Source organism: Agromyces sp. G08B096 (assembly GCF_040267705.1).
In the GTDB taxonomy this organism is placed as follows: domain Bacteria; phylum Actinomycetota; class Actinomycetes; order Actinomycetales; family Microbacteriaceae; genus Agromyces.
In genome coordinates this window covers 2,109,016-2,127,737 of the sequence record NZ_CP158374.1, presented here as the reverse complement: position 1 = coordinate 2,127,737, position 18,722 = coordinate 2,109,016, and the positions used below count along the sequence as shown (strand labels likewise).

The 18,722-nt window shown below is 73.5% G+C and carries 21 protein-coding genes; 14 read left to right on the top strand and 7 right to left on the bottom strand.

What is annotated here, in order from left to right:
• Positions 1 to 114 precede the first annotated feature (114 nt).
• From pdhA to ABIQ69_RS10275, 4 genes are read left to right on the top strand one after another with little or no spacing between them, the layout of a single operon-like run.
• On the top strand, positions 115 to 1,248 hold the full coding sequence (gene pdhA / locus ABIQ69_RS10290) for a pyruvate dehydrogenase (acetyl-transferring) E1 component subunit alpha (protein WP_350347027.1): 1,134 nt from the start codon (positions 115 to 117) through the stop codon (positions 1,246 to 1,248).
• A complete protein-coding gene (locus ABIQ69_RS10285; RefSeq protein WP_350347026.1) occupies positions 1,245 to 2,255 on the top strand; it encodes an alpha-ketoacid dehydrogenase subunit beta in 1,011 nt (336 codons plus the stop codon). The genes pdhA and ABIQ69_RS10285 overlap by 4 nt, the downstream gene beginning before the upstream one ends.
• Positions 2,252 to 3,673 (top strand): dihydrolipoamide acetyltransferase family protein, encoded by a 1,422-nt coding sequence (locus ABIQ69_RS10280; protein ID WP_350347025.1) that lies wholly within the window; start codon positions 2,252 to 2,254, stop codon positions 3,671 to 3,673. Before ABIQ69_RS10285 ends, ABIQ69_RS10280 begins: the two co-directional genes overlap by 4 nt.
• Before the next feature lie 22 nt (positions 3,674 to 3,695).
• On the top strand, positions 3,696 to 3,992 hold the full coding sequence (locus ABIQ69_RS10275; RefSeq protein WP_350347024.1) for a 4a-hydroxytetrahydrobiopterin dehydratase: 297 nt from the start codon (positions 3,696 to 3,698) through the stop codon (positions 3,990 to 3,992).
• A gap of 34 nt (positions 3,993 to 4,026) precedes the next feature.
• On the opposite strand, the gene ABIQ69_RS10270 is transcribed toward ABIQ69_RS10275, so the two are convergent.
• Both ABIQ69_RS10270 and ABIQ69_RS10265 read right to left on the bottom strand, forming a co-directional pair.
• Positions 4,027 to 4,389 carry a GNAT family N-acetyltransferase gene (locus ABIQ69_RS10270; protein WP_350347023.1) on the bottom strand — a complete coding sequence of 121 codons (363 nt, stop codon included), beginning with the start codon at positions 4,387 to 4,389 and terminating at the stop codon, positions 4,027 to 4,029.
• Positions 4,368 to 4,982 (bottom strand): TetR/AcrR family transcriptional regulator, encoded by a 615-nt coding sequence (locus tag ABIQ69_RS10265; RefSeq protein ID WP_350347022.1) that lies wholly within the window; start codon positions 4,980 to 4,982, stop codon positions 4,368 to 4,370. Before ABIQ69_RS10265 ends, ABIQ69_RS10270 begins: the two co-directional genes overlap by 22 nt.
• Positions 4,983 to 5,095: 113 nt before the next feature.
• Here ABIQ69_RS10265 and ABIQ69_RS10260 point away from each other — a divergent pair, with 113 nt between their 5' ends.
• From ABIQ69_RS10260 to ABIQ69_RS10225, 8 genes are all read left to right on the top strand, one after another.
• Entirely contained in the window at positions 5,096 to 6,703 is a 1,608-nt protein-coding gene (locus ABIQ69_RS10260) for a carboxyl transferase domain-containing protein (RefSeq protein ID WP_350347021.1), read from the top strand.
• Between the two features lie 14 nt (positions 6,704 to 6,717).
• A complete protein-coding gene (locus ABIQ69_RS10255) occupies positions 6,718 to 8,685 on the top strand; it encodes a biotin carboxylase N-terminal domain-containing protein (RefSeq protein WP_350347020.1) in 1,968 nt (655 codons plus the stop codon).
• Positions 8,682 to 9,848 (top strand): acyl-CoA dehydrogenase family protein, encoded by a 1,167-nt coding sequence (locus tag ABIQ69_RS10250; protein WP_350347019.1) that lies wholly within the window; start codon positions 8,682 to 8,684, stop codon positions 9,846 to 9,848. The genes ABIQ69_RS10255 and ABIQ69_RS10250 overlap by 4 nt, the downstream gene beginning before the upstream one ends.
• Positions 9,849 to 9,913: 65 nt before the next feature.
• On the top strand, positions 9,914 to 10,459 hold the full coding sequence (locus ABIQ69_RS10245; RefSeq protein WP_350347018.1) for a MaoC family dehydratase: 546 nt from the start codon (positions 9,914 to 9,916) through the stop codon (positions 10,457 to 10,459).
• Complete coding sequence (locus ABIQ69_RS10240) at positions 10,456 to 11,283, top strand: CoA ester lyase (RefSeq protein ID WP_350347017.1); 828 nt, start codon at positions 10,456 to 10,458, stop codon at positions 11,281 to 11,283. The genes ABIQ69_RS10245 and ABIQ69_RS10240 overlap by 4 nt, the downstream gene beginning before the upstream one ends.
• A 122-nt stretch (positions 11,284 to 11,405) precedes the next feature.
• The gene (locus tag ABIQ69_RS10235; RefSeq protein ID WP_350347016.1) at positions 11,406 to 12,482 is read left to right on the top strand and encodes an aldo/keto reductase; all 1,077 of its coding nucleotides are present in this window, start codon (positions 11,406 to 11,408) and stop codon (positions 12,480 to 12,482) included.
• Positions 12,483 to 12,553: 71 nt separating this feature from the next.
• A complete protein-coding gene (locus ABIQ69_RS10230) occupies positions 12,554 to 13,939 on the top strand; it encodes a pitrilysin family protein (RefSeq protein WP_350347015.1) in 1,386 nt (461 codons plus the stop codon).
• 45 nt (positions 13,940 to 13,984) lie between these two features.
• Positions 13,985 to 14,587, top strand: coding sequence for a histidine phosphatase family protein (locus tag ABIQ69_RS10225; protein ID WP_350347014.1), 603 nt, complete (start codon positions 13,985 to 13,987; stop codon positions 14,585 to 14,587).
• A gap of 5 nt (positions 14,588 to 14,592) precedes the next feature.
• On the opposite strand, the gene ABIQ69_RS10220 is transcribed toward ABIQ69_RS10225, so the two are convergent.
• Entirely contained in the window at positions 14,593 to 15,072 is a 480-nt protein-coding gene (locus ABIQ69_RS10220; RefSeq protein ID WP_350347013.1) for a GNAT family N-acetyltransferase, read from the bottom strand.
• Positions 15,073 to 15,172: 100 nt separating this feature from the next.
• Here ABIQ69_RS10220 and dapB point away from each other — a divergent pair, with 100 nt between their 5' ends.
• Complete coding sequence (gene dapB, locus ABIQ69_RS10215) at positions 15,173 to 15,919, top strand: 4-hydroxy-tetrahydrodipicolinate reductase (protein WP_350347012.1); 747 nt, start codon at positions 15,173 to 15,175, stop codon at positions 15,917 to 15,919.
• Entirely contained in the window at positions 15,916 to 16,377 is a 462-nt protein-coding gene (locus ABIQ69_RS10210) for a hypothetical protein (protein ID WP_350347011.1), read from the top strand. The genes dapB and ABIQ69_RS10210 overlap by 4 nt, the downstream gene beginning before the upstream one ends.
• Here ABIQ69_RS10210 and ABIQ69_RS10205 read toward each other — a convergent pair.
• The 4 genes from ABIQ69_RS10205 to ABIQ69_RS10190 form a co-directional block, all read right to left on the bottom strand.
• Positions 16,349 to 17,254 (bottom strand): TIGR01777 family oxidoreductase, encoded by a 906-nt coding sequence (locus ABIQ69_RS10205; RefSeq protein WP_350347010.1) that lies wholly within the window; start codon positions 17,252 to 17,254, stop codon positions 16,349 to 16,351. The genes ABIQ69_RS10210 and ABIQ69_RS10205 overlap by 29 nt on opposite strands.
• A gap of 2 nt (positions 17,255 to 17,256) precedes the next feature.
• Positions 17,257 to 17,682, bottom strand: coding sequence for an OsmC family peroxiredoxin (locus ABIQ69_RS10200; RefSeq protein ID WP_350347009.1), 426 nt, complete (start codon positions 17,680 to 17,682; stop codon positions 17,257 to 17,259).
• Between the two features lie 92 nt (positions 17,683 to 17,774).
• Positions 17,775 to 18,239, bottom strand: a complete 465-nt coding sequence (locus ABIQ69_RS10195; protein WP_350347008.1) for a DUF4395 domain-containing protein — start codon at positions 18,237 to 18,239, stop codon at positions 17,775 to 17,777.
• Positions 18,223 to 18,684 carry a thioredoxin family protein gene (locus ABIQ69_RS10190; RefSeq protein ID WP_350347007.1) on the bottom strand — a complete coding sequence of 154 codons (462 nt, stop codon included), beginning with the start codon at positions 18,682 to 18,684 and terminating at the stop codon, positions 18,223 to 18,225. The genes ABIQ69_RS10195 and ABIQ69_RS10190 overlap by 17 nt, the downstream gene beginning before the upstream one ends.
• Between the last annotated feature and the right edge of the window lie 38 nt (positions 18,685 to 18,722).

Sequence of the window (18,722 nt, the reverse complement as noted above, 5' to 3'; positions counted from 1 at the left end):
TTCGTCCACCCGTTGCTTGAGCTGACTGCGTGATCGGCATACGCTCGCGGTACCCGGCGACGATGCCGGACGCGGACGCGCCCACAAGGCCGCCGCCGACGCGGAGGTTCGACGATGACCCCACCCGACGAGGCCGTGCTGACCACGCCCTGGCCGATGCTGCAGCTGATCGGCGAGGACGGCGCCCGCCACTCCGACCCCGAGCTCGATCCCTGGGTGGCCGATGTCGACGTGGCGCAGCTGTCGGGGCTCTATCTCGACATGGCGGTCGTCCGCCGTGTCGACACCGAGGCGACCGCACTCCAGCGGCAGGGCGAGCTCGGACTCTGGCCCCCGCTCGCCGGGCAGGAGGCCGCCCAGATCGGCTCGGGCCGCGCCCTCCGCGCCGACGACTTCGTCTTCTCGAGCTACCGCGAGCACGCGCTCGCCTGGGTGCGCGGCGTGGAGCCGGCCGAGCTGCTCGCCGTCTGGCGGGGCACGCAGGCCAGCGGTTGGAACCCGTTCGAGCACGGGATGGCCGTGCCGCAGATCATCATCGGCGCGCAGGCGCTGCACGCCACGGGCTACGCCATGGGGGCCGCCTGGGACGGCACCGACACCGCGGCGATCGCGTACTTCGGCGACGGCGCGACGAGCGAGGGCGACGTCAACGAGGCCCTCGTGTTCGCCGCGAGCTTCGACGCGCCCGTCGTCTTCTTCTGCCAGAACAACCAGTGGGCGATCTCCGAGCCCGTGGGGCTGCAGTCCAAGCAGCCGCTCGCGCGCAGGGCCGACGGGTTCGGCATGCCAGGCGTGCGCGTCGACGGCAACGACGTGCTCGCGGTGATGGCGGCGACGCGCCGGGCACTCGATCGGGCGCGCCGGGGGGAGGGGCCGACGTTCATCGAGGCCGTGACCTACCGCATGGGCCCGCACACCACAGCCGACGACCCGACGCGCTACCGCACCGAGGACGAGCTGCAGGCGTGGCGCGGCCGCGATCCCATCCTGCGCGTGCTCGCGCTGCTCGAGGCATCCGGAGCCGATGTCGACGCCCTGCAGGCCGAAGCCGCCGCGGCGGCGGATCGAGCCGCGGCCGAGCTTCGCGCGGCCATCACGTCGCTGCCCGACCCCGCCGCGCTCACCGTCTTCGACTACGTCTACGCCGAGCCGAACACGCATCTCGAGCGGCAGCGCGACCGGTACCGTCGCTACCTCGAGCTGTTCGAGGAGCCCGCACCGGCCGCGACCGAGGGAGGTGCCCGATGACCACGCTCACGCTCGCGAAGGCCATCAACGCCGGTCTCCGCCGATCGCTCGCCGCGTCCGACCGAGTCGTCCTCATGGGTGAGGACATCGGCACGCTCGGCGGCGTGTTCCGGGTGACCGACGGCCTCCAGGCCGAGTTCGGCGCGCAGCGCGTCGTCGACTCGCCGCTGTCGGAGGCCGGGATCCTCGGAACCGCCGTGGGGCTGGCGTATCGCGGCTTCCGCCCGGTCGTCGAGATCCAGTTCGACGGCTTCATCTACCCGGCGTTCGACCAGATCGTCGCGCAGGTCGCGAAGTTGCATTACCGCTCGCGCGGCACGGTCCGCATGCCGATCACCATCCGGGTGCCGTTCGGCGGCGGCATCGGCGCGGCCGAGCACCACTCCGAGTCGCCCGAGGCCTATTTCGCGCACACGGCCGGCCTCCGGGTCGTCGCCTGCTCGAATCCGGCCGACGCGTTCGTGATGATCCAGCAGGCCATCGCGAGCGACGACCCCGTCCTCTTCTTCGAGCCGAAGCGCCGGTACCACGTGAAGGGCGAGGTCGACGAGCAGACGAGTCTGGCCGACGCGAAGCCCATGGGGGTGGCGACCGTCGTCGCGGAGGGCCGCGACGCGACCCTCGTGACCTACGGCGGACTCGTGCAGACCGCGCGGGATGCCGCCCAGGCGGCCGCCGACGAGGGAGTCTCGCTCGAGGTGATCGATCTCCGGTCGCTGGCTCCCGTCGACTACCCGACGATCGAGGCCTCGGTGCGGCGCACCGGACGCCTCGTCGTCGCGCACGAGGCCGGCGAGCAGGGCGGCCTTGGCGCCGAGGTCGTGGCGCGGGTCACCGAGTCGTGCTTCGAGTTCCTCGAGGCCGCGCCCGTGCGGGTCACGGGGCACGACATCCCGTACCCGCCCGCGAAGCTCGAACGCCATCATCTGCCCGACCTCGACCGGATTCTCGACGGGGTCGACCGGGTCCTCGGCCGCCCCAACTCGCTGAGCGGGGTCGAGGCATGAGCACGATCCGCGAGTTCGCCCTGCCCGACCTCGGCGAGGGGCTCACCGAGTCGGAGGTGGTCGCCTGGCGCGTCGCCGTCGGCGACCGCGTGGAGCTGAACCAGATCGTCGCCGACGTCGAGACGGCCAAGGCGGTGGTCGAGCTGCCCTCGCCGTTCGCCGGGGTCGTCACGGCGCTGCACGCCGAACCCGGGCAGACGGTGAACGTGGGCGAGCCGCTGTTCTCCTGCGATACCGGGGAGGCGGCCGGCACCCCGGCGCCGTCGGCGGCACGGCCTTCCGAGGTCGAGCCGGCTCGGCAGCAGCAGACGGATGCCCCGCCCGAGCCCACGCTCGTCGGCTACGGTGCCGCGGCGGACGGCGGCGCGAGGCGGCGGCAGCGGCGCGCCGCGCTCGTGGCCGACCTCGTGCCGGAGGCGCCCGCGCCCGCATCCTCGGGAGCCCAGACATCGGCTGCGGCCTCCGCCCCGGCACCGGCGACCGCCTCAGCCGGCGCTGGCGCCCGGGTCGAGCGCCCCCGCTCGACGCCACCGGTCCGCAAGCTCGCGCGCGACCTCGGCGTCGATCTCGAGCAGGTGACGGGAACGGGGGAGCGGGGGCTCATCACACGCACCGACGTCGAGGCGGCCGCAGGCACCGTGACCGCGGCGACGTCCGCGCACGAGTCCACCGGCGACCGTGCCGCCTCAGCGGCAGCCGCCGCACCGGCGTGGACGCCTGGCGAGACGCGGATCCCGATCAAGGGGGTCCGCAAGCACACCGCGGCGGCGATGGTCTCGAGCGCGTTCACCGCGCCGCACGTGACCGAGTTCCTCACCGTCGACGTCACCGCGACGATGGACCTGCTCCGCGGCATCCGCGACGATCGGCGGCTCGCCGGCCACCGCGTCACGCCGCTCGCAGTCGTGGCGAAAGCCGTCTGCATCGCCGCCCGGCGCACCCCGGAGGTCAACTCGCGCTGGGACGAAGCCGCGCAGGAGATCGTGCGATACGACGGCGTCGCCCTCGGCATCGCTGCCGCCACCGAACGGGGCCTCATCGTGCCGAACGTGAAGAGCGCCGAGCGGATGACCCTGCTCGAGCTCGCCGACGCGATCACCGCGCTCGCCGAGACCGCCCGCGCCGGGCGGACGCCCCCGGCAGACCTCACCGGCGGCACGATCTCGATCACGAACATCGGCGTGTTCGGCATCGACGCGGGCACGCCCATCCTGAACCAGGGGGAGGCCGCGATCCTCGCCATGGGGGCGGTCACCCGGCGTCCGTGGGAGTACCAGGGAGAGGTGGCGCTCCGCGAGGTGATGACCCTGTCGCTGTCCTTCGACCACCGACTCGTCGACGGCGAGCAGGGATCGCGGTTCCTCGCCGACGTCGGCACCATCTTGCGCGAACCCGGGCGAGCCCTCACCATGAGCTGAGGGGGCGTCGGAAGGCGGGGGCATGGAAGACAGCGACCGGCGGGTGCTCGAGGCCGACGAGACGAGCGGCGAGCTCGTCGGCACGGCGTTCATGCAGGAGGGCGACCGGCTCGTGGGCAGCTACGAGACGGGCGACTTCCTCGGGGCGGTGCGCCTGCTCGACCGCGTCGCCGAGGTCGCCGAGGTCATGCAGCACCATCCCGACGTTCGCGTCGGGTACGGGCGGATCACCTTCGAGCTCACCTCGCATGACGTGGGCGGCGTGACCGCCCGCGATCTGCGGCTCGCGCACCGCATCGAGCAGCTCGCCGCCGTCTGACGCGGCGGGCCGGATCGCGTGCCGGCCGGTCGGCTCACGCGAGCTCGTACCGCACGTCGCCGCCCTCGCCTTCGTCGCCGGTCGCGACGAAGCCCAGGCGGGCGAGCATGGCCGGTGCCGCGGCGTCGCCGGCCGACGCGCGCGCCCGTACCGGGCGCGACAGCCCGTCGAGGAGCAGGCGCAGGGCGCGTGTACCGATGCCCCGTCCGCGGTACGCCGGGTCGACGCAGCACGTGACGACGGGCACGTCGCCGTCATCGGATGCCGCGACCCAGCCGACGGGCACGCCGTCGGCCCGGATCGTCCGGGAACCCGTCAGGTCGGGTGGGGTCAGGGACAGTTCGTCGAGATCGCCGGCGCGGGTCGCGCGCAGCGTCACGACATGAGGCTCGCCCATGCCATGTCCTCCAGGATTCGGCGGACGACCTCGTCCACCGGTCGCCGCCCGTGGTCTCGGGCGCTGTGCGGGGTGGAGTTGACGAGTCCGAAGGCGGCGTGTGCCCGGATCCGCAACTCGGTGGCGGCCCGGTCGGGCCTGAGGTGCGCGAGGACGCCGACCCAGAGCTCGACGTACTCGCGCTGCAGCCGGCGCACCTCGTGGGCGTCGGCCTCGGGCAGGCTCGCGAGGTCGCGGTCCTGCACGCGGATGACGTCGGCGTTCGCCAGCGCGAAGTCGACGTGGAATCGGATGAGCGCGCGGAGCGCCTCGTCGGGCTCCGGTGCGCGGTCGACGGTGGCCCGGCCGCCGTCGAGCAGGCCCGTGCTGGCGTCGAGGAGCACGGCGGCGAGCACCGCGGCCTTGCCTGGGAAGTGGCGGTAGACGGCGGGTCCGGAGACGCCCGCGGCGCTGCCGAGGTCTTCGAGGGTGACGCCGGCATAGCCGCGTTCGGCGAAGAGCGTCGCCGCGGCGGCGAGGAGCGCGTCGCGGCGATCGGCCTTGGCGCGGCCGCGCTCGGTGAGCGAGACCTCCGTCGCCTGGGCCTGGCTCATGCCGCACCGTCCGATCGCCTTGCCGTTTCAGTTAATGAACGCTAACATCAGTTCCGGTTAATCACCACTCACCGAAATTCCGCGGTGGGTCTGCGCCACGACGGAGAGGCGGCATGGCGATCCTCACGAGCACCATCGACGAGGCCTCCGAGGCCGCGCGCCGGAACGCCGACGCGCACGCCGCCCTCGTCGCGGAACTCCGCGACAAGCTGGCCGCGGCCGCGCTGGGCGGCCCCGAGGCATCCCGCGACCGACACGTCGCGCGCGGCAAGCTGCTGCCGCGCGACCGGGTCGACCGCCTCCTCGACGAAGGCAGCCCCTTCCTCGAGCTGTCGCCCCTCGCCGCCGACGGCCTCTACGGCGGAGACTCCCCGGGAGCGGGCATCATCACCGGCATCGGCCTCGTGCACGGCCGCCCCGTCATGGTCGTCTGCAACGACGCCACCGTGAAGGGCGGCACCTACTACCCGATGACGGTCAAGAAGCACCTGCGCGCGCAGGAGGTCGCGAGCGAGCACCGGCTGCCGTGCATCTACCTCGTGGACTCCGGCGGCGCGTTCCTCCCGCTCCAAGACGAGGTGTTCCCCGACCGCGAGCACTTCGGCCGGATCTTCTTCAACCAGGCGAACCTGTCGGCGCGCGGCATCCCGCAGCTGGCCGCCGTGCTCGGCTCCTGCACGGCGGGCGGCGCGTACGTGCCCGCCATGAGCGACGAGAGCGTCATCGTGCGCGACCAGGGCACCATCTTCCTCGGCGGCCCGCCGCTCGTGAAGGCCGCGATCGGCGAGGTGGTCACGCCCGAAGAGCTCGGCGGGGGCGAGCTGCACGCCCGCACCTCCGGCGTCGTCGACCACCTCGCCGAAGACGACGAGCACGCGCTCGAGCTCGTCCGCGACATGGTCGCGACGCTGCCGCCCCCCGGCCCGCGCGCGTGGGCGGTGCGCGAGCCCCGGCCCCCGCGGGTCGACCCGGCGACGCTCACCGCCGCCGTCCCGGTCGACGTGCAGCAGCCGTACGACGTCCGGGAGGTCATCGCCCGGCTCGTCGACGACAGCGAGTTCGCCGAGTTCAAACCCGACTACGGCGACACCCTCGTCACCGGATTCGCGCACCTCGACGGGCACCCGGTCGGCATCGTCGCGAACAACGGCGTGCTCTTCAGCGAGTCGGCGATGAAGGGCGCGCACTTCATCGAGCTCTGCGATCAGCGGGGCATCCCGCTCCTCTTCCTCCAGAACATCTCCGGCTTCATGGTGGGCCGCGACGCCGAGGCGGGCGGCATCGCCAAGCACGGGGCGAAGATGGTCACCGCCGTCGCGACGACGCGCGTGCCGAAGCTCACGGTCGTCATCGGCGGATCGTTCGGCGCGGGCAATTACTCGATGTGCGGCCGGGCGTACTCGCCGCGATTCCTCTGGATGTGGCCCAACGCGCGCATCTCGGTGATGGGCGGCGAACAGGCCGCGTCGGTGCTCGCGACCGTCAAGCGCGACCAGCTCGCCGTCCGCGGCGAGGAGTGGCCCGACGCCGAGGAGCAGGCGTTCAAGGCGCCCGTCCGCGACCAGTACGAGACCCAGGGCAGCCCGTACCACTCCACCGCGCGGCTCTGGGACGACGGCGTCATCGATCCCGCCGACACCCGCACCGTGCTCGCACTCGCGCTCGAGCTCGCGAGCCGGACGCCGCTGACCGAGCCCGGCTTCGGCCTGTTCCGGATGTGAGGACCGTGACCACCATGACGACCGCACCCGCCGCGACGGCACCCGCCGCGACTCCGCCGGCCCCGCGTCCCTTCGACCGCGTCCTCGTCGCCAATCGCGGCGAGATCGCCGTCCGCGTCATCCGCACGCTGAAGCGCCTCGGCATCCACGCCATCGCCGTCTACTCCGACGCCGACGCCGGCGCGCCCCACGTGGAGCTGGCCGACGAGGCCGTCCGCATCGGACCGGCCTCGGCCGCTGAGAGCTACCTCGATCCCGGCCGCATCGTGGCCGCGGCGCTCGCCACGGGCGCTCAGGCGGTGCACCCCGGCTACGGGTTCCTCTCCGAGCACGCGGGCTTCGCTCGGGCCTGCGGCGAGGCCGGGCTCGTCTTCGTCGGGCCCGGCGAGACGGCGCTCGCGGTCATGGGCGACAAGATCCGGGCCAAGACGCACGTGGCCGCCTCGGGCGTGCCGACCGTGCCGGGCGTCGCCGACGCGGAGCTCGACGACGCAGGGCTCCTCGCCGCGGCCGACGCGGTCGGCTACCCCCTCCTCGTGAAGCCGTCGGCCGGCGGCGGCGGGAAGGGCATGCAGCTGGCGCGCGACCGTCGCGAGCTCGCCGATGCGCTGCCCGCGGCGCGACGTGTCGCGACCGCGGCCTTCGGCGACGACACGCTGCTGCTCGAGCGATTCATCGAGCGCCCGCGGCACATCGAGGTGCAGGTGCTCGCGGATGCGCACGGCCGGGTCATCCACCTCGGCGAGCGGGAGTGCTCGCTGCAGCGCCGCCACCAGAAGGTCATCGAGGAGGCGCCCTCGCCCCTCCTCGACGAGGCGACCCGCGCACGCATCGGCGAGGCCGCGTGCGAGGCCGCGCGGAGCGTCGACTACCTCGGCGCCGGCACGGTCGAGTTCCTGGTCTCGGATGGCTCGCCCGACGAGTTCTTCTTCATCGAGATGAACACGCGGCTCCAGGTCGAGCACCCGGTCACCGAGCTTGTCACGGGCATCGACCTCGTCGAGCAGCAGCTGCGGATCGCCGCCGGAGCGCCGCTCGCGATCACGCAGGAGGACGTGCGGCTGCACGGTCACGCGATCGAGGCGCGCGTCTACGCCGAGGCGCCCGAGCGCGGCTTCCTGCCGTCGACCGGCACCCTCCTCGTCTGGCAGGAGCCCGCCGGCGCAGGGGTGCGCGTCGACTCCGGGGTCCGGCAGGGCGGGCGCGTCACCGCCGACTACGACCCGATGCTCGCGAAGGTCATCGCGTGGGGCGAGGACCGGCGCGAGGCGATCGACCGTCTCGACGCGGCACTGGCCGGCACGGTCGCGCTCGGCGTCGAGACGAACCTCGCCTTCCTCCGGCGCCTGCTCGCCGAACCGGCCGTGCGCGAGGGCGCGCTCAGCACCGGCCTCATCGACGAGCTGCCGGTCGAACCCGCCCAGCCCGACGCCGATCCCGCCGTCCGCACCGCCGCCGAGGTCGCGCGGGCCGAGGCATCCGCCCCGCCGCCCGGCGCGCACGCCTGGCAGCGCGAGCGGGGCTGGCGCGCCGCACGGCCGCGAGACGCCGCCGGGGCCGGGGGCTCCCGCGCGGCCCACGCGGTGACAGCCGTCGACGAGGACGGCGCGATCTGGGTGCACCTGGACGGTCGCGCGCACCGAATCGTGCTCCGCGACCGGCGCGAGCTGCTCGAGGAGCGGCTCGTCGCACAGGTCCGGGGCGGCTCGTCCGACCCGGAGCTCCGGGCGCCGATGCCCGGAACAGTGACGGCGCTGCTCGTCGAGGACGGGGCATCCGTCACCGCCGGCACGCCCATCGTCGCGATCGAGGCGATGAAGATGGAGCACCGCGTGAGCGCCCCCGTCGACGGCGTCGCCCGCCTCGCCGTCGCGCGCGGCGATCAGGTCTCCCGCGACCAGCCGGTCGCGCGGATCCACCCCCACGAGGGGACCACCGAGCCGGCCCATGAGGCGGCACGAGCCGAGAGGACCACGTCGTGAACTACGACCTCAGCCCAGACGAGCAGGCGCTCTACGACCGCGTCAAGGACTTCGCCGACACCGTCGTCGCGCCCGCCGCCTACGAGTACGACACGAAGCGCCGCCTCCCGCTCGAGATCATCGCCCAGATGGGGGAGATGGGTCTGTTCGGACTGCCGTTCCCCGAGGAGGTCGGCGGCCAGGGCGGCAGCTACTTCGACCTCTGCCTCGCGGTCGAGGCGCTCGGCCGGGTCGACCAGTCGATCGGCGTCACCCTCGAGGCCGGCGTCGGCCTCGGCATCATGCCGATCTACCGGTACGGCACGCCCGAGCAGCGCGAGCGATTCCTGCCCGACCTGGTGGCGGGGCGCGCGCTCGCCGGCTTCGGACTCACGGAGGCCAAGGCGGGCTCCGACGCCGGCGCGACGCAGACCACGGCCGTGCTCGACGGCGACGAGTGGGTCATCAACGGCTCGAAGCAGTTCATCACCAATTCGGGCACCCCGATCACGAAGCTCGTCACCGTGACCGCGGTCACGGGTGAGCAGGTGCGGCCCGACGGCTCGGTGAAGAAGGAGCTCTCCTCGATCATCGTGCCGAGCGGGACCCCGGGCTTCGAGGTGGGGGAGAGCTACGACAAGGTCGGCTGGCACACCTCCGACACGCACCCGCTCCGGTTCACCGACGTCCGGGTGCCGGCCGAGAACCTCCTCGGCGCGCGAGGCCGCGGCTATGCGAACTTCCTCCAGTCGCTCGACGAGGGCCGCATCGCCTTCGCCGCGCTCGCGACGGGGGCGGCGCAGGGCTGCCTCGAGGAGGCGCTGCGCTACGCGAAGGAGCGGGTGGTCTTCGGCGAGCCGATCGGCAACAACCAGCACATCGCGTTCAAGATCGCCAGGATGCAGGCGCGGGTGCACCAGGCACGGCTCGTCTGGCACGACGCGGCGCGCAAGATGGACGCCGGCCTGCCCTTCAAGATGGAGGCCTCGCTCGCCAAGATGGTCTCGGGGGAGGCCGCCATGGACAACGCCCGCGACGCGACGCAGATCTTCGGCGGCTACGGGTTCATGAACGAGAGCCCGGTCGCCAGGCACTACCGCGACTCGAAGATCCTCGAGATCGGCGAGGGTACGACCGAGGTGCAGCTCATGGTCGTCACGCGCGAGCTCGGACTGGTCGCCTAGCGGCACGGCGAATCGACAGCGAGAGCAGGCGCCGCGACGGAGCGGTGAAACCGGAAGGGGACGACATGGCGGAGGCGCCGATGCGCGAGGTGGTGCAGCGCGGACTCTGGTTCGAGGAGTTCGAGGAGGGCGTGCGATACCTGCACCGCCCCGGGCGCACGGTCACCGAGGCCGACAACGTGCTCTTCACGACCCTCACGATGAACCCGCAGCCGTTGCACCTCGACGCCGTGTACGCCGCCGCACAGCCGTTCGGCCGGGTGCTCGTGAACTCGCTGTTCACACTGTCGACCCTCGTCGGCCAGTCGGTCGCGCAGCTGACCCTCGGCACGCTCGTCGCGAACCTCGGGTTCGGGGAGGTCGCCTTCCCGAACCCGGTGTTCACGGGCGACACCCTCTCGGGCGAGAGCACCGTGGTCTCCAAGCGGCTCTCGGCGTCGCGGCCGGGGCAGGGCGTCGTGACGCTCGCGCACGTCGCGAGGAATCAGGACGGCGTCGTGGTGGCGACGGCGTCGCGCAGCATGCTGGTGTGGACGAAGGAGGCCGGCGAGCGCCAGGCGGCGTCGAGGCCGGCACCGGCCGCGCCCGGCGAGGACGGAGAAGTCGGATGACCCGCCCGGTGTTCCGCTTCGGCCCGGCCGTGCTCTTCTGTCCCGCCGATCGGCCAGACCGGTACGCCAAGGCCCTGGATCGCGCCGACGCCGTGATCCTCGACCTCGAGGACGCCGTCGGAGTCGACCGAAAGCAGGACGCCAGGCACGCGCTCGCGACGACGCCCCTCGATCCCGAGCGCGTGATCGTGCGGCTGAACCCGGCGTCCGGCCCCGAGTTCGAGGCCGACCTCGCCGCGCTGGCGCGCACGGGCTACCGCACCGTCATGCTGGCCAAGTGCGAGGGCACCGAGGACCTCGTCGGGCTCGAGGAGTTCGAGGTGATCCCGCTCTGCGAGACGGCGCGGGGCGTCCTCGCCGCCGAGGCGCTCGCTGCCCTGCCGAACGTCTCCGCGCTGATGTGGGGTGCGGAGGACCTCATGGCGTCGACGGGCGGGACCTCCAGCCGCCGGCCCGACGGCGGCTACCGCGAGATCGCGCGGTACGCCAGATCTCGCGTCCTGCTCGCGGCGGCCGCGCACGGCGCCGCCGCGATCGACGCGGTCCACCTCGACCTCGCCGACACTGCCGGCCTCCGGGAGGAGGCCGAGGACGCGGCGGCCGTCGGATTCGCGGCCACCGCGTGCGTGCACCCGGACCAGGTCGCCGTGGTGCGGGCGGCGTACCGTCCCTCGCCGGAGCGGGTGGAGTGGGCGCAGGCCGTCCTCGACGCGGCGGACGGCGAGGCGGGCGTGTTCGCGTTCCGCGGCGGCATGGTCGACGGGCCGGTGCTCCGCCAGGCCGAGGCGGTTGTCCGGTTGGCTCGCGCGCTCGACTCCCGTTGACCCCCGTCCCGGGGACGCCCGGGGCCTCCCCGCCAACGATTCGGTAACGGTTCACGCGCCGTTCACTGTCCGGTCGCGCGCCCGCCCGTACGCTCGGAGCAATCCTGGGGAGGAGGAGTGCAGTGGCTGGGCGACACATCGTGACCCGCGACCTCGCGGCGATCGGCGCGGGGGAGCCGGCGATCGACGCGGCTCGCGGCGCGGAGGCGTCCGCCGGCCGCCGCGACGCGGAGCGGGTGCGGCGACTCGAGACGAACGTGTACTCGGGTCCGATCACGGTGCCGCGCCGCGTGCTCATCGGCGACACCGGCATCGAGGCCCATCCGCTCGCGCTCGGGGGCAGCGTGTTCGGGTGGACGCTCGGGGCCGAGGCATCCGAGGCGGTGCTCGACCGGTTCGCCGCGCTCGGCGGCACCGTCCTCGACACCGCGGACAGCTACGCGGCCGGTCGCAGCGAGTCGATCATCGGCGCGTGGATGGCGTCGCGCGGCACGCGTGACCGCATGGTCGTCACGACCAAGGTGGGTCGCCACCCCGACCGGCCGGGCCTCGCGCCCGAGAACCTGCGCGCCGCGGTCGACGAGTCGCTCGCCCGGCTCCGGACCGACTCGATCGACCTGCTCTACCTCCACGGCGAGGACCCCGGCGTCCAGCTCGAGGAGAGCCTCGGCGCCGTCGGCGCGCTCATCGACGCGGGCAAGGTCCGCGCCCTCGGCGCCTCCGACTTCTCGCCCGAGCGGCTCATCGAGGCGCGTGTGCTCGCCGCCAACGGACTGCCGCGCATCCAGGCCGTCACCACCCGCTACAACCTCATGGACCGCCGCCCGTTCGAGGGCGCGCCCGAGCTCGTCGCGCACGCGCAAGGCCTCGCCGTGCTGCCGTACTTCGCCCTCGCGAACGGCTTCCTCGGCGGCCAGGTGCGCCGCCGGGCCGAAGTGCGTCACGACGCCCGCGGCGAACGCCTCGCGAGGCACCTCGGTCGCCGTGGTCACCGCGTGCTCGCCACGGTCGACGAGATCGCCTTCGCCCGGGGCATCCAGCCCGCGACGGTCGCGATCGCCTGGCTGCTCGCCCGGCCGACGGTCGCCGTGCCCGTCGCGGGGGTCAGCCGCCCCGAGCAGCTCGACGCGCTGCTCGCCGCCGCATCGATCGAGCTGCATCGCTCGGAGCTCGTGGAACTGGACCGCGCCTCGTCCTGACCGCCGCGAGAGCTGGGAGGACGCCCGATCGGAGTGCCGGTCGACGGGGCAGGTGGCATAGGCTGGTCCGGATGAACGGCGCCGTCGACCTCCCCCTCGGCACTCCCGAGCTCTCCTTCGAGGCCGCCGGCGACGCGCTCGTCCGCCGGAGCCTGCTGCCCTCGGGTGTCCGCGTCCTCTCCGAGCGCGTGCCGGGGGCGCGGAGCGCCACGATCGGCTTCTGGGTCGCGGTCGGTTCGCGCGACGAGCACCCTGCCGGATCGGGGCATCCTGCGACGTTCGGCTCGACGCATTTCCTCGAGCACCTGCTGTTCAAGGGCACGCGCGAGCGCACCGCGCTCGACATCGCGATCTCCTTCGACGCCGTCGGCGGCGAGCACAACGCGCTCACGGCGAAGGAGTACACCTGCTACTACGCCAAGGTGCAAGACCAGGACGTCCCCATGGCCGTCGACGTGCTGGCCGACATGTTCACCTCCTCGGTGCTCGACTCCGCCGAGTTCGAGAACGAGCGCGGCGTCATCCTCGAAGAGCTGTCGATGGCCGGCGACGACCCCGCTGACGTCGCGAACGAGCGCTTCTTCGAGGCCGTGCTCGGCGACCACCCGCTCGGCCGCCCGATCGGCGGCAGCCCCGAGACGATCCGCGAGGCGACGCGTGACGCGGTGTGGCAGCACTACCGGGCGAACTACCGGCCGCAGGACCTCGTCGTCACCGTCGCGGGGGCCGTCGACCACGACGCGCTCGTCGACCGGCTGGGCCGCGCGCTCACCGCGGCCGGGTGGGATCTCGGCGTCGCGGCCTCGCCCGACGCCCGCCGCAGCACCGAGCCCGCAGCGCTCACCGGCACCAGGGCGCTGACGGTCGTGCCGCGGCCGCTCGAACAGGTCAACCTGCTGCTCGGAGTGCCCGGGCTCGTCGCCACCGACGAGCGGCGATCGACGCTCAGCGTGCTGAACGCGATCTTCGGCTCGGGAATGTCCTCTCGGCTCTTCCAGGAGGTCCGCGAGCGGAGGGGGCTCGCCTACGCCGTCTACTCCTTCGGCCCGGGCTACTCCGACGCCGGCCTCTTCGGCATGTACGCGGGCTGTGCTCCGGCGAAGGCTCCGACGGTGGCGTCCCTCATGCGGGCCGAGCTCGAGCGCGTCGCCGAGCATGGCGTCACCGCCGAAGAGCTCTCACGCGCCGCGGGCCAGCTCGGCGGCGCCTCCGCACTGGCTCTGGAGGACTCCGACACCCGGATGTCCCGCCTCGGCCGCGCCGAGCTCACCCTCGGCGAGTTCCAGGACCTCGACGAGGCCCTGCGACGCATCGCGCTCGTCACCGGAGACGACGTGCAGGCGCTCGCGGCCGACCTCGTCTCCCGGCCGTTCTCGCTCGTCGCCGTGGGGGCGACCGACGAGGCGGCCTTTCGCGGCGTGGTCGACGAGACCTCGCCCACGACGGATGCTGCCTGAGCGGCATCCGAACCAGGCACACCGCACCACAGGGAAACGATCGACGTGACGCATCACCTCTACCTCGTCCGGCACGGCGAGCAGCTCGACGCCGAGCACGGCCTGCCCGACGGCCCGCTCTCGCCTCGCGGACGCCGTCAGGCGGAGGCGCTCGCCGAGCGGCTCGGAGGCATCCCGTTCGACGCGGCCTGGCACTCGCCGTTGCAGCGCGCGACCGAGACGGCCCGCATCATCTCGGCGAAGATGCCGGCGCTCGAACCGCAGCCGTCGCCGCTGCTGTTCGACTGCATCCCGTCGGGCCCGGCGCCCGAGACGCCGTCGGCGTACGACCCGTTCTTCGGCTCGGTCACCGAGGCCGAGATCGAGGCGGGTTCGGCGCAGATGGCCGACGCGGTCGTCGAGTTCCTCCGCTCCCACCGCGAGGACCGGCACGAGCTGCTGATCACCCACAACTTCGTGATCGGATGGTTCGTCCGCGAGGTGCTCGGCGCGCCCGACTGGCGCTGGGTGTCGATCAATCAGGCGAACTGCGGCCTGACGGTGCTCTCGCAGAAGCCCGGCCGGCCGTGGAGCCTCGTCGTGCACAACGACCTCGCGCATCTGCCGCCCGAGCTGCGCACCGGGCTGCCCGAGCCGTTCGCGATCTGACGCGCTCAGCCGACGAGCTTGCCGTACCAGTTCGTCGCGTTCGGGTTGTCGTTGTACGCGTCGATGCCGACGTAGCCGCTCGAGCGGTACAGTCCGCCCGCCGCCTCGAGGCTCGCGTTCGTGTCGAGCACGAGCTCATCGGCGCCGAAGCCGATCGCCCGGGTCTCGAGCTCGGCGAGCAGCCGTCGGCCTTCGCCGTGGCCTCGCGCCTCGGGGCGGAGCCACAGGTGCTTGATCTCGTACCGGGTACGGCCGTCGGGTCCGGGTGCGATGCGGCGGACGCCGCCGCAGCCGATGGCCGATCCGCGCTCGTCCTCGACCACGAGGAAGACGCCCGCGGGCGGCTCGAACTGGGCGGCCGCCGGGAAGGTCGGCCGGTAGACGCCCTGCTCGGGCGGGAAGCCCGCCGCGCGTTCGGCGAAGTACGCGGTGAGGAGGGCATGGGCGTCGGCGTCGGTCACGGCCGCCTCGCGGAAGCGCAGCATGGCGCCAGCCTACGGCCTGCGGTGCGCCTGGCCGCGCGACCGGCCGGGCGACCCGGCCGCGCAACCGGGCCGGACCCGGCCGGTTGGTAGGCTCGAACCCGTGACGATTCGGGTCGCCGTGGCCGGAGCCACGGGCAAGATGGGCAAGCTCGCGGTCCGGCTCATCGAGGAGGCGCCCGACCTCGAGCTGCACGCCGCGCTCGACTCCCGGTCCGCGCTCGACGGCGCGGATGTCGCCCTCGACGTCACCCATCCCGCCGCGAGCGGCGACATCGTGCGGCACGCCGTCGAGGCGCGCATACCCGTCGTGGTCGGCACCTCGGGCTGGTCGGCCGACCGGATCACGGGCATCCGTCGCCTGCACGGCGAGGTCGACGGCGCACAGGCCGTCGTGTTCGTGCCCAACTTCTCCGTGGGCAGCGTGCTCGGCACGGCGTTTGCCGCCCTGGCTGCCCGGTTCTTCGACTCCGTCGAGATCGTCGAGGCGCACCACGCGGGCAAGGTCGACTCGCCGTCGGGCACCGCGGTCCGCACGGCCGAGCTCATGGCCGCGGCCCGCGGGCTCGAGGGCCCGGTGTCGGCGCCGCACGCCGATCAGCGCGCGCGCGGTCAGCTCGTGGGAGGCATCCCGGTCCACAGCCTGCGCCTCAGCGGCGTCCTCGCCGAGCAGCGGGTCGTCCTGGGCGGCGACGGCGAGACCCTCACCATCTCGCACGCGACGCTGTCGCCGAGCTCGTACGAGGCGGGCATCCTCCTGGCGCTCCGGCGTGCGCCCGAACTCGAGGGCGTGACCGTCGGACTCGAGACGCTGCTCGACCTCGGCCTGCCGAGCGCGGGCGAGGCATGAGCGCCCGAGGCGCCGGCACATCCGGGCGGACCGCCGCCGTCGTCATGGCGGCGCTGCTCGCGCTCTACCTGGTGCTCGTCGGCTGGCGTGCCGTGCAGTTCGTCCTGACCGGCGAGCCGGTCGCGGTCGCGATGGGCGTGGCGCTCATCGTGCTGCCGATCCTCGGGGCGTGGGCGCTCTGGCGCGAGATCGACTTCGGGCTGCGCTCGCAGCAGCTCGTCCGGAGGCTCGACGCGGAGGGCGGCACCGATCTCGGATTGCCGGTCACCGACAGCGGACGCATCGAACGGTCGGTCGCCGACGCCGCCTTCGACCGCTTCCGCGCCGACGCGGAGGCCGAGCCCGGATCGTGGCGCGCATGGCTCCGGCTGGGGCTCGTCTACGACGCGGCGGGCGATCGCCGGCGCGCTCGGCAGGCCGTGCGACGGGCTATCGCCCTCGCCCGCGCGACGCGCTGAGCATCGCGTCGATCGCGTCTTCGCACGTCTCGGCGTCGAATCGGAACCCGTCGCGGAGCAGCCGCTCGGGCTTGACCTTCTGGCTCGCGAGGAGCAGCTCCTGCGCGGCGACGCCCAGCGCGGCCTCGAGCACCCGCTCGGAGACGGGGATGGCGTACGGGCGGTGCAGCCGGGCGGCGAGCGAGGACATGATCCGGTCTGCCGTCGCGGGCGTCGGCCCGGCGAGGTTCACCGGACCCGAGAGCGTGGAGTCCAGCAGGTGCTCGATCGCCCGCACCTCGTCGTCGAGCCCGATCCACGGCCAGTGCTGCCCGCCGGTGCCGAGGCGCCCGGCGAGGCCGAGCTTCGTGAGCAGGGCGATGCGCCGCATGGCCCCGCCCGCGCCGATGACGATGCCGCTGCGGAACGTCACGGTCCGCGTCTCGTCGGGGGCGAGGTGCGCGGCCCGCTCCCAGCGCTCCACGACCTCCGCGAGGAACCCGCTTCCGCCGGCGGAGTGCTCCGTGAGCAGTTCCGCGGGGCGGTCGCCGTAGTAGCCGACGGCGGACGCGCTGAGGAACACCGCGGGCGGGCGACGGGCCTTCCGCATCGCGTCGGCGAGCGTGCGCGTCGCGGTGATCCGCGACGCGAGGATCTCCTCGCGGTACCGCTTCGTCCAGGGCAGGTGCGCGAGCGAGGCGCCCGAGAGGTTCACGACCGCGTCGACCCGGTCCATCACCGTGAAGTCGATGATGCCCGCGGCCGGCGACCAGGAGCTCTCGTCGGACGATGCGGCGCGACGACGGACCAGTCGCACGACCTCATGGCCGGAGCCGGTGAGGCGGGCGACGAGGGCGCCGCCGATGAAGCCGGATGCCCCGGCGACGAGCACCCGCACCGTTACGCGAGCTCGGCTTCGATCGTGATCGGGATGCCGGCGAGCGCCTGCGAGATCGGGCAGTTCTTCTTCGCGTCCTCGGCGAAGGCCTCGAACTCGGACTCGGAGATCCCGGGAACGCGTGCGCTGACGAGCAGGTGGCTGCCGAGCACGCCCTTGCCGGCCTCGAACGTCACCGCTGCGGTGGTCTGGATGCTCTCCGGCGCGTGGCCGGCGCCCGCGAGTGCGTGCGAGAGCGCCATCGAGAAGCACGACGAGTGCGCCGCCGCGAGCAGCTCCTCGGGCGTGGTGGTCGACTCGGCGCCCTCCGCGCGCGCCTTCCAGTTCACGGGGAAGCGGGCGAGCTTGGAGGAGTCGAGCGCGACGGAGCCGGAGCCCTCCATCAGCGAACCCTCCCAGACGGTGGTCGATTCACTCGTGACAGCCATGAGTCCTCCTCCTCGAGCCGGGCTTCCAGCCTAGCCGGGCGCGCCGCGCGCGTGCAGCGACGCACACGGGGCGTCTGCGCGTCGGCGGGCGCTCACGCGGTCCGGATGACCCGGGCGCGGACGAGCAGCACGTAGAGGCGGCATCCGAGGCACAGCCCGAACGCCGCGTTCAGGAACGCCGCGATGAATGCGAGGGCGGCCGCGATCGGCACCGCCGACGCGAGGCCGAACGCGCCGAGCACGACTCCGGCGACGGTCACGGCGAAGCCCACGCCCTGCGCGAACGTCGGGGGACGCGGGTCCTCGCGCTCGGTCGCGGGAGCGAGCCGCGGCTGCACCAGCCGGCGGTACAGCACGCTCCACGGAGTCCGGCCGACACCGGCGATCGCCCCCCAGAGGAAGAGCGCGGCGATGACGGCGAGCAGGATCCACGCCGCGAGCGCCGCGCCCGCGACGCCGAGGACGACGTCGACGAGCAGGAGCACCGAGGTGATCGCGGCGCCGAAGCGCGGGCCGCGCGGGTCGATGCCGCGGGCGGGGTCAGGCTGCTGGGACATTCGGGCTCCCGGTGAGTCGGTGGAGGAGGGGGAGGAGGTCGTCGTCGCGCGGGACGCCCGCGATGCGTGCGACCTGGTCACCGTGGGCGTCGAGGACGAGCACGGTCGGCGTCTGGCGGACGTGGAAGCGATCGGCGAGGCCGGGGGCCCGGCCGAGGTCGATCTCGACGTGCCGCAGCCCGGTGAACCCGCTCGCGAGGGCGCCGAGGCGCCTGGCGGTCGCGGGACACCTGGCGCAGTACTCCGTCGAGAACTGCACGAGCGTCGCGGCGTCGCCGAGCCGGTCTGCCCCGAGGCCGAGGGTGGTCGCCGCCTCGCCGCGGGCGGGGGTGCGCGCGGCGGAGGCCTCGCGCACCCGGCCGGATCGAGCGCGGCTCACCACGCCGACCGCACCCGACACGGCGACGAGCGCCGCCGCGACGAGCAGTCCGGCGATCCAGTCCATGATCCGGATGCTACGACCGCGCGCATCCACCCGGTCGG

Coding starts and splice junctions, on each gene's coding strand:
- pdhA (WP_350347027.1), top strand. CDS start 115: ATGACCCCACCCGACGAGGCCGTGCTGACCACGCCCTGGCCGATGCTG.
- ABIQ69_RS10285 (WP_350347026.1), top strand. CDS start 1,245: ATGACCACGCTCACGCTCGCGAAGGCCATCAACGCCGGTCTCCGCCGA.
- ABIQ69_RS10280 (WP_350347025.1), top strand. CDS start 2,252: ATGAGCACGATCCGCGAGTTCGCCCTGCCCGACCTCGGCGAGGGGCTC.
- ABIQ69_RS10275 (WP_350347024.1), top strand. CDS start 3,696: ATGGAAGACAGCGACCGGCGGGTGCTCGAGGCCGACGAGACGAGCGGC.
- ABIQ69_RS10270 (WP_350347023.1), bottom strand. CDS start 4,389: ATGGGCGAGCCTCATGTCGTGACGCTGCGCGCGACCCGCGCCGGCGAT.
- ABIQ69_RS10265 (WP_350347022.1), bottom strand. CDS start 4,982: ATGAGCCAGGCCCAGGCGACGGAGGTCTCGCTCACCGAGCGCGGCCGC.
- ABIQ69_RS10260 (WP_350347021.1), top strand. CDS start 5,096: ATGGCGATCCTCACGAGCACCATCGACGAGGCCTCCGAGGCCGCGCGC.
- ABIQ69_RS10255 (WP_350347020.1), top strand. CDS start 6,718: ATGACGACCGCACCCGCCGCGACGGCACCCGCCGCGACTCCGCCGGCC.
- ABIQ69_RS10245 (WP_350347018.1), top strand. CDS start 9,914: ATGGCGGAGGCGCCGATGCGCGAGGTGGTGCAGCGCGGACTCTGGTTC.
- ABIQ69_RS10240 (WP_350347017.1), top strand. CDS start 10,456: ATGACCCGCCCGGTGTTCCGCTTCGGCCCGGCCGTGCTCTTCTGTCCC.
- ABIQ69_RS10230 (WP_350347015.1), top strand. CDS start 12,554: ATGAACGGCGCCGTCGACCTCCCCCTCGGCACTCCCGAGCTCTCCTTC.
- ABIQ69_RS10220 (WP_350347013.1), bottom strand. CDS start 15,072: ATGCTGCGCTTCCGCGAGGCGGCCGTGACCGACGCCGACGCCCATGCC.
- ABIQ69_RS10210 (WP_350347011.1), top strand. CDS start 15,916: ATGAGCGCCCGAGGCGCCGGCACATCCGGGCGGACCGCCGCCGTCGTC.
- ABIQ69_RS10200 (WP_350347009.1), bottom strand. CDS start 17,682: ATGGCTGTCACGAGTGAATCGACCACCGTCTGGGAGGGTTCGCTGATG.
- ABIQ69_RS10195 (WP_350347008.1), bottom strand. CDS start 18,239: ATGTCCCAGCAGCCTGACCCCGCCCGCGGCATCGACCCGCGCGGCCCG.
- ABIQ69_RS10190 (WP_350347007.1), bottom strand. CDS start 18,684: ATGGACTGGATCGCCGGACTGCTCGTCGCGGCGGCGCTCGTCGCCGTG.